The 12,376-nt window shown below is 42.3% G+C and carries 9 protein-coding genes; 3 read left to right on the forward strand and 6 right to left on the reverse strand.

Annotation, left to right across the window (positions count from 1 at the left end):
- The first annotated feature begins 1 nt into the window (after window position 1).
- A complete protein-coding gene (locus ACRWSG_RS09305; RefSeq protein WP_462166120.1) occupies window positions 2-2,086 on the forward strand; it encodes a TonB-dependent siderophore receptor in 2,085 nt (694 codons plus the stop codon).
- Window positions 2,076-3,221, forward strand: a complete 1,146-nt coding sequence (locus ACRWSG_RS09310; RefSeq protein WP_235377718.1) for a DUF1624 domain-containing protein — start codon at window positions 2,076-2,078, stop codon at window positions 3,219-3,221. Before ACRWSG_RS09305 ends, ACRWSG_RS09310 begins: the two co-directional genes overlap by 11 nt.
- Before the next feature lie 60 nt (window positions 3,222-3,281).
- Here the strand turns inward: ACRWSG_RS09310 and ACRWSG_RS09315 are convergent, their stop codons facing one another.
- The 6 genes from ACRWSG_RS09315 to ACRWSG_RS09340 form a co-directional block, all read right to left on the reverse strand.
- Entirely contained in the window at window positions 3,282-5,003 is a 1,722-nt protein-coding gene (locus tag ACRWSG_RS09315) for a GlyGly-CTERM sorting domain-containing protein (RefSeq protein ID WP_462166121.1), read from the reverse strand.
- Window positions 5,004-5,050: 47 nt separating this feature from the next.
- Window positions 5,051-8,194 carry a S8 family serine peptidase gene (locus ACRWSG_RS09320; RefSeq protein WP_462166122.1) on the reverse strand — a complete coding sequence of 1,048 codons (3,144 nt, stop codon included), beginning with the start codon at window positions 8,192-8,194 and terminating at the stop codon, window positions 5,051-5,053.
- A 407-nt stretch (window positions 8,195-8,601) separates the two neighbouring features.
- Window positions 8,602-9,684: an ATP-binding protein gene (locus tag ACRWSG_RS09325; RefSeq protein WP_462166124.1), complete on the reverse strand. Its 1,083-nt coding sequence runs from the start codon at window positions 9,682-9,684 to the stop codon at window positions 8,602-8,604.
- Window positions 9,685-9,690: 6 nt separating this feature from the next.
- A complete protein-coding gene (locus tag ACRWSG_RS09330) occupies window positions 9,691-10,401 on the reverse strand; it encodes a response regulator transcription factor (protein ID WP_166341275.1) in 711 nt (236 codons plus the stop codon).
- Window positions 10,401-10,784: a DUF3019 domain-containing protein gene (locus tag ACRWSG_RS09335; protein ID WP_054552264.1), complete on the reverse strand. Its 384-nt coding sequence runs from the start codon at window positions 10,782-10,784 to the stop codon at window positions 10,401-10,403. The genes ACRWSG_RS09330 and ACRWSG_RS09335 overlap by 1 nt, the downstream gene beginning before the upstream one ends.
- Window positions 10,784-11,671 carry a MipA/OmpV family protein gene (locus ACRWSG_RS09340; RefSeq protein WP_462166126.1) on the reverse strand — a complete coding sequence of 296 codons (888 nt, stop codon included), beginning with the start codon at window positions 11,669-11,671 and terminating at the stop codon, window positions 10,784-10,786. The genes ACRWSG_RS09335 and ACRWSG_RS09340 overlap by 1 nt, the downstream gene beginning before the upstream one ends.
- A gap of 217 nt (window positions 11,672-11,888) precedes the next feature.
- On the opposite strand from ACRWSG_RS09340, the gene ACRWSG_RS09345 reads away from it, so the two are divergent.
- A complete protein-coding gene (locus tag ACRWSG_RS09345) occupies window positions 11,889-12,251 on the forward strand; it encodes a hypothetical protein (protein ID WP_054552266.1) in 363 nt (120 codons plus the stop codon).
- The last annotated feature ends 125 nt before the right edge of the window (window positions 12,252-12,376 follow it).

Raw genomic sequence — 12,376 nt, forward strand, 5'->3', positions numbered from 1 at the left:
TATGAAGTACTCAACACTAAGTTTAGCCTTAGCTGCGGCGTTTGCAGCGAATTCACATGCAGCTGATAACAGCGATATCGAAACAATCACCATTGAACACAAACAGGCGTTTCGTGGTGATATTCCAACAAAAGATTTACCGCAGTCGATCACCACATTAAGTAAAGACATGATGACTGATAACGGTATTACTAAGTTTCGTGATGCACTGGATTTTTCTGCCAGCATTACTCGCAAGAATAATGGTGGCGCGCTGTGGGATAGCTATTCAATCCGTGGTTTATCAGGTAACGAAAATATGCCGTCTGGGTATTTAGTTAACGGCTTTAGTGGTGGTCGCGGTTTTGCAGGTCCGCGTGATGTATCAAATATTGAATACATTGAAGTATTAAAAGGACCTGGCTCAGCACTCTATGGCCGCTCAGAGCCGGGTGGTACCGTAAACATTATTACTAAAAAGCCACAGTTTTATCAGCAAGGGCAACTTCAAGCTGAGTTCGGTAGCGATGATCACAAGCGTATTCAAGGTGATTACACTAACGGTTTAAGCGATGATTTAGCGTTTCGTATCAATGGCGCATGGCAAGATAGTGACAGCTTTAGAGACTATGTTCACCACGACAAATTCGTGATTACGCCTTCGCTTTATTATCAAATCAACGATAACTCATCGCTGACTTATGAGTTTGAGTATGTTGACCAACAGCAAATGTATGACCGCGGTATTGTGGTGTTAAATGGTGATTTTGATACCGTGCCTGAGTCACGCTTTTTAGGTAACCCAAATGATGCTCCAACCAAGGTGCACTCGCGCGGCCATCAATTAAATTACAGCAACGATCTAAACCAAGATTGGAGCTTGTTATTAGGTGCGAGTTACCGTACTGCTACGCTAACGGGTTATTCGTCAGATGCTGAGCTTTCACCATCGCGTCAGTCATTATTTGATGATGGCAGAACCTTAACTCGCCAACACAGATACCGTGACTATGAATCTGATGATTTATCGTTGCGCTTTGAATTAAGCGGTCACTTTGATGTTGCCGGTATTACTAACCATGTACTGATTGGTGTTGATGGTTACGACTATGAGCTGCGCACTGGGCTTTATCGCTACCGTGGTGGTAATGGCACTTACACCATTGATATTTATGAGCCAGAGTATAGCACTACTGAAGGCCCAGAAGTGGGCATGCAGTACGAAAATAACGAACAGCAAAATGCGTACGGTATTTATCTGCAAGATCAGCTCGATCTAACCGATAACTTAAAAGTGATGTTAGGCCTGCGTTTTGATGAAATTGAACAAGATATTTTTGAAACTAAGTCTGGTGTTGCATCAAACAGCAAAGAAAACCGCATTAGTCCACGTTTTGGTGTGGTTTACGCATTTAATGACGACGTTAACCTTTACTCAAGCTATTCAGAAGGCTTTTTACCACTGAGTGGCACTGATGCCGAAGGTAATCCATTCGGTTTTGAAGAAAGTGACTCGTTTGAAGTGGGTGTTAAATTTAGCTACGCCAATATCAGCGGTACGCTTGCTTATTTTGATGCAAGCAAGAGCAACATGCTGGTGGCAGATCCAGTAAATGTGGGTTATTCAACACCTGTAGGTAAAGCAAATAGCACAGGCTTTGAGTTAGATTTAACAGGTTTATTGGGTGACAATACCGAGTACACCCTATCTTATGCCTATGTGGATGCCGAGACTGCAACAGACAGTCTAAATGTTGACTGGTTAGTGCCAATTCCTAAAGGTAGCCCACTTGTGAACGTACCAAAGAATAACCTTTCGATTGGCTTAAACCATGACCTAAGTCTATTCGCACAAGAAATAAAGATTGGTGGTCATTATCAATATGTGTCTGACCGTTTAGGCGACCCAGCTGATCTCACCTTCCGTTTACCGAGTTACCAAACTGTTGGTTTATTTGCTAAATGGCGAGCGACTGAACGTACTACGGTATCACTGAATGTCGATAACGTGTTTGATGAGCAGTATATTGCCAGTTCTTACAATGCATTGTGGGCCTACCCGGGTGCGCCGACGCAATTTAAACTTGGCGTAAGTTATGACTTCTGAGCAAGTTAAAAGCCGTATTCATAGTATCGACATCATGCGTGGTGTCGTTATTCTGCTGATGTTACTTGATCATGTGCGAGAGCGGTTTTTCTTGCACATGCAGGTGGCCGATCCCATGGTGGTTGATACCACTTCGCCGGGGCTTTTTTGGAGCCGCTTTGCTGCACACTTTTGTGCGCCAACCTTTATCTTCTTAACTGGTTTGTCGGCGTGGCTTTATAGTCATCCCGCAAGTGGCGTAGCACGCTCAGCACGCAGCTTTTTAATCAAGCGAGGGCTTTTTTTAATCGCCCTTGAAGTGACCCTAATTTGTTTTTCGTGGATGGGTTACTACCACACCATTTGGCTACAAGTGATGTGGGCGATAGGTCTTTGTATGCTGGTGTTAGCAGCATTGATTAAGCTGCCACGCAACCTATTGCTGGTGCTTGGTTTAGTTATTGTATTTGGCCATAACTTACTGACGCCAATCAGCTTTACGCCCGATGAGTTTGGTTACTCGCTGTGGACGATTTTGCATGATCGAGGCTATCTATCACAAGGTGGTTTAATCGACGTCAAAATTAGCTACCCAGTGCTGCCTTGGATTGGCGTAATTTTGTTGGGTTACTGTGCAGGTCCTTTATATGCGCATACTCAATCGGCGGATTCACGTAAACGAGCATTGCTGCTGTTAGCGCTGTTATGTGTGGGGTTATTTGCGCTGCTGCGTGGGTTTAATATCTATGGTGAAACCTTGCCATGGCAAACGTTTAGCACCACAACCGAAACCATGATGTCGGTGTTTAATGTGACTAAGTACCCACCGTCACTGAGCTTTTTGTTGATCACGTTAGCAGGTATGTTTGTAGGCTTGTGGTTATTTGAAAGACCACTCAACCGCTTTACTAATGCGCTACGTGTATATGGCTCTGTGCCTATGTTCTTTTATATTTTCCACCTCTATGTACTGCTATTTATGTATCAAATAGGCATGCTGATCTGGGGGGCAAATCAAGGGCAATATTTAGGAGTCAGTGATATATCAGGTATTTGGTTTATTACTTTATTGTTGGCAATAGGGCTTTATTGGCCAACCAAGAAGTTTAGTGAATACAAGCGTAAGGCTAACAAGCCTTGGTTAAAGTATTTATAACGAAAAATGCCGATATGTTAAACATATCGGCATTACTTAACTATCCTAATTAACTCGTCCTTAGTTAATCTGAGATCTTTTACGACGAAGTGCCATCAGTGGTGCAACTGCTAGTAGTAACCAGCCGAATGAACCGCTTGATGATTTCTTGTCTTTTTCAATTTCTGTCTCTGGGATTACTGCCTCAGGGAAAGTACAGCTACCATTGTCAGTATTAGCGTTTTCATCATAGTTAGTTGCTGAGCTGTCAGTACAGCCAAGCTCTTCACCATCAGACATCACTGATAATACAAATGAGCTCATTGCTGCATCAGTTGGGTTAACGTTGTCGCTAACCTTTACTGTTACATCAATATCACCATGGAAGTGCGCCGCAGGTGTAATAGTCACAGTGCTACCTGAAGTGTGACCAGATACTTCATAAGTGAAGTTTTCACCTAACACCTCGATTTGGTTGCTCACTTGGTTTTCGTCAGCATAAAGCACGTCAAAACTAATCGTTTCGTTCTCTGCGACCGACATATCAGTTAAGCCTGCCATTTCTAGGTTACCGATAACTTCAAGCTCAAGGGTGATGGTTTCATCATCTGCACCTTCTAAGCCGTTCACTAAGGTTAGTTGGTGAGTTTGGTTTGCTGCTTGTTCACCAATATAAGCCTGGAATTTTACGTCAAACTTAGAGACTTCAGGGCCTGTGTAGTCAAGACACACAACTAGGTCGTCGTGTAAAACTTCATCCATATTATTAAAGCCTAGCTTGTTACCGATATTTAAATCGATGGGTATGTCACCACTTATGAAGGCTCTGCCATCAGCGGCTTTTAGGCCAATAGAGCCCTGAGCATCGGCTAGATTAATATTGTCATACGCAAATAGTAGCTCATACTCACCTGGTTCATAATAAATCCCCATTCGCATAAACATCTCTACATCAATAAGTTGACCTTCGGTGTTGCTGCGTTGAATGTTATCCCATTCAAGTACTAACCACTCACGTGAAACTGTGTAAGTAGGGGTGATACCCGCATTGGCATCATAATTACCATAACCACCGTCCAAACGCTCTGGGATCATGTTGTCACCAACCCAGAAAGGAGCGATAAGGTATGGCGGCGGAGGCGGCTGAGTGTAACCTTCTGGTAGGTCAACATGAAATGGTGATGTGCGACCTTGCGAACCAAATGTGACTAAGCCTGCGGGGTTGAGCTTTATAGCATCAAAATGATACTTATTAAAAAATGGAAATGACACATCTAGATCTGTGTTCATTAGTTCTTTAAACGAGTACTCAAACTCATTGTAATATTGACCTTCAACTCCCTCAAGTGTTCGCCAGCCAAGTTCTCTTAGCTCTAAATAGTGAGGATCAGGCGAATGAGCCGCGGTTAATGAGCACATTTCATCGGTGATATTGGTAGTAATATTATAATTTCGGCCTACATCTTTTGTGGTTTCTTGTATGCCTACTAACGAAAGCATATTGTTATCTAACACTGGTTCAACAGGCGTTGAGTGTGTTGCAACAAGGCTATCAGGTATAATATTGATCCCATTAGGGAATTCTGTATTGAGCGCAAATTGACGTGCTTCATCCTCATTATTGGCAATGACACTAATTTCAAAGTCGACTAAATCACCGACAAATGTTTTTTCTTTGCTCGCCGTAAAAGTAACGTCCTTATCAACTTGTTCGATAATCACAGGTACAAAACCAAGATTGCCAATATCTTCTGGATTACTACCGATATCAAAGCCACCGAAGTAGATATCTCCTACTTCCATGTCAGGTAAATTGTATGCAAGGTCAAGCTCAAAGCTATCGTAACCTGCTACGCTACTTGTCCTGTCACAGTAAGTGAGCCATTGTCAGAGGTTGTAATTGCGGTTGCAAATGAAACTTCTATTCCTTCATCTACTTCATTGTAATCGTAGTTTTGCAAGTTCATATACAGAGTAAAATATTCACCTGCTTCAGGGTCTACAATGTTACAGAAGTTTGTAAGTGTATAGCTGGTTGACATACATAGTGTTTCTTCAAAAGACGCAATGCCATCACCATTACTATCTTTACCCATAAATACCAATACGCGAGATTGTTCATTCATAACACTGGCGCTCAGCATTTTTGCGTCTTCTGGTACAGTGGTCCACTGAATGTGGTTGTTGTTTACAGCTTCACCGTCGACATCAACGCTATCGAATGGGTCGCCTGGTGTGGTGTCGTTGAATAGGTGTACGGTTTCAACTTGGCCTTTTACTAAGCCGTACGATTGTGTGGTTAGGTTGCTGATTTCACCCGTATTGAAAGGTCCTACTTTCATTGTCGCAGAGCGTCGGTGTGCGTCAATTTGAATAAATTCAGGTAAACCGGTGTCACCGGCAAATGTCCACACTGGCATCTCTAGAATCGGTGACTCAGGGTTATTAGAAGTCATGACGACTTGACCTTGATTGCCCGTGTAATCAATTAACTCTTGCGGCGTTGCTTGTTGGCTTGCTTCCACAGTAACAATGATACTTTGTGTTTCGCCAGCCCTGATATCAAAGCTGCTTGGCTCCACCGTTATTTTGCTGTTACCAATCCAATTTTCGGTATGTAGAGTCCAGCTTGCGTCTTCAGTTGCTGTAAAGGTTCTGATAAATGTACATTTAAAGCCGCAGTCATTATCAACCATGTAAGCCGTGTTTAATGCTTTTTCGCGGCCACCAAGACTTGGGTTTGCAGCAGCCATGTTAGCAATGCTTTCATCAAGCAATAAGCCTGTTTTATCTGCTCGCTCAACTTGCATTTTACCCGCACCCATTTCAGCAAGTGCTGCATCAAAGCCATCGTCTGCATAGTTGTTTAAGTATTGGGCAACTCCTAGCTGATTATTTGCAGTTAACATCAATGCAGATTGAATTTGCATTGGCGACCAGTCAGGATGAGATTGTTTTAACAATGCTGCCGCGCCTGCAACATGTGGGCTCGCCATTGATGTACCAGACATAGATTGCCAATCTGAAGTTGCAGGATTATTTGTAAACGGTTGATCGTCTGATGATGGTGCGTAAATATCGACCCCAGGGGCTGCTACATCAACGAGTAAAGTATCAAAGCCAAAGTATGATGGACCACGACCAGAGAAATAAGCAATGCGGTCTTTATCCACAGCGTCTACGGTGCCCTCGGTTGCTTCAATGGTGCCTACGTGGCTGTCGCCAACGCTCAACCATTCTAGTAAGCTTGTACCATCAACATTTTTAATATGTATTGTAGGGATTGGGTAGGAAATAGAAGGAATAGTATAGCGATCATAAAAGGCACTTTGGTTATACACGATGAGGCCTTCAGCACCGCCCGCTTGTACATTTAATGATTTAGAATATAACGGATAAGAGCTGCGCTTACATACCACAATGACATCTTGTGCGCTTTCGTCAATAGCGGTTGCAGGATCATCAACTAAATCAAATGTACCTTCAGGGAATGGTTTGTCACAGTTAGCAAGTGCATAGCTAGAACTTTCATTCGGATTTTCAAAATCAGTCGCAGCAACAATTAAACCTGTTAACTCGTTAAAGTTGACACCAGCACCTTCAAAAGGACCAGGCGCTGAATTATCACCACCAGTTAAGTTTTTAAGTTGTTTATTGCCAAAGTCAACTTTGCTTGCAGGACTATATGCTGCAACAGTGGTAACCCAAGGAGAAGAGTGATCGGCTGTTGAATACTCAGGGCCGCTGTTACCTGCCGCTACAGCGACAAATACACCACTTTCGGCTGCATTCATGAACGCTTGCTCAATTGGATCGCTCCATGGATCTTCTTCAAGACCGCCTAATGAAGCATTAAGTACATCAACATTATCAATAGCAGCTTGTTCAACGGCGGCTAAAATAGCGCTTGTTGGACAGCCTGCGTATGGGTCGCCAGAATTACCCGGCCAACATACTTGATATGAAATGATATTGGCATGGGGTGCCATACCAGATACTTGCGGGAAAGTTACATTGGTTTCTAAACCTGATGATTGGCTTTCATACTCAGTCAGTTTGTAAGGAATATCGTATAGGATATTACCCGCTGCTGTACCAGCAACGTGTGAGCCATGGCTATGATAGTCTTCACCATTTTCTGGGCGAGTCTCTTCAAATACCGAATCCACATAAGCTGCGGTGATCTCAGGATAAGAATAAACACCAATTAGCTTGTCGTTACACAGATCAGCAAATTCAGCGGTTGCACAGTCACCTAGGTACTTGTCGCCTAGTGGGTTGGTGTGAGTGTAGCCATCGCCGCCTACTGCTGCGAATGATGGGTGATCGGTATTGATACCTGTATCTATGATACCTACAACCGTGCCTTCACCTTTGTTGCTGCTAGGATGGCTAGCACTTGCGCTCCAAAGTGCAGAAGCACCTGTTTGCTCAATGGTATTAAAGGTATTTAGGCTGTAGATTTTTGAGCGAGTGATTTTCTTCACGCCAGCCACTTTAGCTAGGCGCTTCGCTTCATCTTGTGTCATTTTGGTGGTGAAACCGTTTAATGTCACATTAAATGTGCGCTCAACATTTAGTTGTAAGCCTTGTTGACTCATTGCTGTATTAACAACTGATTGGCGCTTACTTGCTAGGTGATTAGCGTAGCTTGCAATAACAGGCTGCGTCATATTAAGCGTTGAGCGCGTTGATGCTTGTTGCGTCTGCATTACCACATCTTTAGTGCTCGCAAGCCTTTTAACACCACCTTGGTAAGTCGAAATTGGTGCATCGTCTAGTTGCACGATATAAGTTTTAATACCACTAACATCTTTCTCTGGTGTGAAAACGCGGCTTTGTTTTTTAACTGTGTTGTTAACCTTTTCTTCCCACACAAATTCATTGCTAACGGTTTGTTTTGGCGCATAGCCTGCCGGCTGTTCTGGCCATACTTGGTCATTTAGCGCAGCAGCAGACGTACCTACACCTAAGTAAAGTGCAGATGCGACCATCACTGATACTTTTTCATATTGAACATGTGATCTAACTTCCCATGGATTTTATTTTTTTGGGGCAATTCCTAGCGGAATAGCAAGTTGGCTTGTAGTTATGTGAATTGAAATACAAACTAAATGTTATGGTATAACAAATCTTTTTTAGCCAACAAACGAGCGGTTTTGGCGAAAAGCTATAAATATTGGGTTTTTCGCTTAAAAACCTTGCTGAATAGTTAAATATGTATGTGTTTTCATCAATAAAGCGTGAATAAATGGTTCACTTTGATACAGATTGATACATTTCTATAAAGGAAAGATGGGCCTAAATAGGATACTTGCTCTTGCTCCGCTTAAGGTTTGTGCGTTATCTAAGCTAAATTTTGCGTTATTCCATAGGCACAGTTGCTTAACGATTGATAAGCCTAAACGCCAACACCTTGGTAGCCTGTTTGGTGCACCGAAGCGGTTTTTGAAAATGGCTGCATAAGGCTAACGCGCTTGTGTTCTGGGATCCCCGGACCATCATCTTCAATCACTAACAAAGTGCCGTTTTTGCATTGTGAAAGCTTGATAAGAATTTGCGTTTTAGCAAAGCGAACCGCATTCCCGAGTAAGTTTTGCAATAAGCGTTGAAAGCTTTGTTTATCAACGCAAATTGCTGTTAATTCGCAGTCAAGACGAATAGCCAAAGGACAATAGCTTTGGAACTTAGTAATGCAGGGCTGTAATAGTTCGTCTGGGCAGTAGTCTTTCACTAGCAAGGCGGGTTCACATTGTTCAAGCTCGGCATAGGTTAAAAACTCTTCGACTAATAGCTCAAGTTCAATAATGTCTTGCAACACACTGTGTCTATAAGCATTGTTATCAACGACTGCTTCGAGGGCGAATTTAGCCCGCGATATAGGCGTTAAAAAGTCATGGGAAACAGCATTGATTAATTCACGTTGGCTTTGATTCCGGTTATGAAGCGCTAATGCCATGTTATCAAAGGTATCGCCAATGCTCTTTAGCAGGCTAAAACGTGTGAAGTGCACTTGTGCTGTAAAGTCGGCGTTAGATATTTTACTACTGGCTTTGCGTAGCTTATTTAAGTCAAACAGCAGTGGACCTGTAAAAATCACCACAGCTAAGGCAAGGCTAGAGTAAAACAGTAGGCTCACTAAAGACTGATAACCCTGATCAGCAGGCTGGCTGTAGGGGCCAATGCTTAATAAGGTCTGTCTGTCATCAGCTAACTTATGAAAGTAAAGGTTGCTATTGGCATCGTTAACACTAATTACCTGACCTGCTAAAAGTGATGCCTGTAGTTGTTCACCAAGGTAAAAGTTTGCAAGAGGTGAGTGTTTAATAGCAGGATTATTGGGCGTAAGGCTTAAGATGCTTTCTGCTAATTGCTGTTCTGTACTGTAGCTTGGTGGGCTTGGGAAATAGGTTTCTAGTAACCAAGCGGCACTCCCTAGACAAACTGCTAGCGTTAAATACAAATAGCAAAATAGGCGTAGCAAACTGCATTACCCCCATGCTTGTGGAGAAAAAATATATCCTTTGCCCCAAACGGTTACAATTTTTTGTGCTGGCACCGCTTCGTCACCGAGCTTTTTGCGTAAGCGGCTAATGCGGCCATCGATAGTGCGGCTTTGACCATCGTATTTACGGCCAATGGTGCCATCAAATAATTGGTCTCGACTGACCAACTGACCCGCTGATTGAGCTAGTTGGATCAGTATTTCGAACTCTGCACTGGTTAGTTCAAGTGGTTGGCTATACAAGTAAGCTTCGCGCTGAATGGTATTAATGCTTAAAGAACCAAAGCGAATGTTATGGGCGTTGTGAGTGGTACTTGTTGGCTTTACAGCTAGGCTGCGGCGAATGGTATTGTTAATTCGCGCTAATAAAATTGACGGGGAAACGGGTTTGGTTAGGTAATCATCGGCGCCTAGTTCAAGGCCAGTGATATGATCGACTTGGCTCTGCCTTGCAGTCATAAAAATAATTGGCGTATCTTGGACTTGTTTTAGTTCTTTAAATACCTCAAAACCATCTTCTGAACCTAATCCGATATCTAACAAAATTAAATCGTATTTCTTACTGCTTGCTTGGTAACAAGCATGGCAACCACTGTCAAAATGTTCAATGATATAACCATGATTACTTAAATAATTAGAAACTAGCTGGGCAAGTTTTAAATCATCTTCAATGTATAAAATAGTATGCTGGCTCATCAAAAAATACTCCATGCGATATCACGACGACGTTTTTTTACGTGCTGGTGGAATAAACTAATTTCAGTGCTTTCTAAGGGTTCGAGCTGTTCGCTGAGTAGCTCTAACACAATGTTGCGATTGTTTTGCACTGTGATTGCAAAGTTCTGTCCTTGGCTTGGTTTATGGCAGAATAGTCTAATTTGTTGATCAGTAACGCGAATGCACACTGTTTTGCTGACTTCGGTGTACCAATTAATCGAGACATCCATCACACAGTCTTGCTCTACCGTCACACAGTTTTCTGGTGATACTTCAATGTAGCCTGCTTTTGCGAATGTGCTGTCGATATATACGAGGCTACAGATAAGTAAAAATGAGAGAAGCTTGCTAAGTAACATCATTAGAAATTCCATGCCAAGCCAGCATAAAAAGACAGTAAGTTGCTGTCATTGATAAGGGGGCTATCGGCGATACCTGATGATAAGCGTTGGTATTTTATATCGCTTATAAATTGCCATTGTTGATTAAACTGATATTGGTAACTGGCTTTTAGATTGTATTTTTGACTAGAGTGACCTAAAAAAGGGCTAAATCCAGCGCCCATTTCTTGCAAAGCACTACCATAGTAGTAATCCACTAAACCAGCACTTAAATGCTGTAACTCTACGCCGAGCAATACCAGATGTTTATCAAATAAAAACAAGCGCTGTGCAGACAATGCGCCTTGTAATCCTTTGTGATAGTTGGTGAGTTCCATTGACCAATACGCGCTAAAACGCCAGTTTTGCCAGTCAACGATTGCTTCAATACCGCTCATGGCAGACAGTTTACGTTTTGATATTTTAGTAATATCACCGCGGCGTTTTATCACCACTGGTGTTTCGACACCTGAACCGGGTGGTGGTGGCGTCATTGAGGGGCGACCGCTAGCTGTTCTAACCGCGGCTAATATAGCTGAATGCTTAGTAAAATATAGGCCATCCTCATTAAGTTGGGTGAATAACGACACTTGATAGTTATTGCCCCACACGGGGGTCCAAGCAAACTGAGTATTTGCAAATGAAAAGTCACCGGCGAATACCTCAATACGCGGTAGGGCATAAAGAGGAATGTCGTCTTTTTTATAAACCGGGTTGGCGAGCTGACCATAGCCTAAGCTTACACCAAGGCTGACTCCTTCATCTGCTAAATACGCAGAATCAGTGCTACTTGCCGTTGGTGAAAGGAAAAATGCACTAATTAGAAATAAAACTCGTAGCCCAAGCGAGCAACTACCTAGAACAGTCACAAATAAACAACCTAAATGAAAAGAGTATTTAACATTAAGGTGTTAATGCAGGCTTGAACAATGAAATAGTGTACCAAATTGTAGCAAGGTGAAACTCGAACAAGTGTAAATTAAATGTTCTAAAATAGTTAAATTGATATTAATTTCGTATTTTTAATGCGACTTTATTCCTGTAAGTTGTTTGTACCACTTTTGGTTAATAAATAAGGATAAATATATGAAAAAGGTATTAACAGCATTAGGTTTATTGCTTTCAGGCGCATTCTCTGTTCATGCAAGTGCGGATTCAATGGAGTGTTATGTCGATACGCAAGCGTATGACAAATATACACCAAACCGTTGTTTTGCATTGGTTTATGGGCAAACAAATGCAACAGCTGTATTTCGTGTAGTTGGCGATGGTTCAGCAATTGATAGTGTTATTTGGTCTAATGCGGCATCATCATGTGGTACATCAGGAACATCATGCTCATTCCAAATTCGAGCGTTTAGATCTTATAAAGCTGAAGCGACTATTTTATATACGGATGGTCGCTGGAGTAAGGTCGCTGCAACTGCTTCATTCGAAGATGGTCGATAGCTTTTAATATTCGGCAATATCAATCCCGCAATAATAATTAATCATTTCGATAGGTTTAAGTAGTCGCTATCTGCGTTAAAAATGTGTTATTTACAACTGCATGGATGCAGAGTAATTGCCTAGAA

The sequence above is a fragment of the Pseudoalteromonas sp. GB43 genome (assembly GCF_054923805.1).

Coding starts and splice junctions, on each gene's coding strand:
- ACRWSG_RS09305 (WP_462166120.1), top strand. CDS start 2: ATGAAGTACTCAACACTAAGTTTAGCCTTAGCTGCGGCGTTTGCAGCG.
- ACRWSG_RS09310 (WP_235377718.1), top strand. CDS start 2,076: ATGACTTCTGAGCAAGTTAAAAGCCGTATTCATAGTATCGACATCATG.
- ACRWSG_RS09315 (WP_462166121.1), bottom strand. CDS start 5,003: ATGGAAGTAGGAGATATCTACTTCGGTGGCTTTGATATCGGTAGTAAT.
- ACRWSG_RS09320 (WP_462166122.1), bottom strand. CDS start 8,194: ATGGTCGCATCTGCACTTTACTTAGGTGTAGGTACGTCTGCTGCTGCG.
- ACRWSG_RS09330 (WP_166341275.1), bottom strand. CDS start 10,401: ATGAGCCAGCATACTATTTTATACATTGAAGATGATTTAAAACTTGCC.
- ACRWSG_RS09335 (WP_054552264.1), bottom strand. CDS start 10,784: ATGATGTTACTTAGCAAGCTTCTCTCATTTTTACTTATCTGTAGCCTC.
- ACRWSG_RS09345 (WP_054552266.1), top strand. CDS start 11,889: ATGAAAAAGGTATTAACAGCATTAGGTTTATTGCTTTCAGGCGCATTC.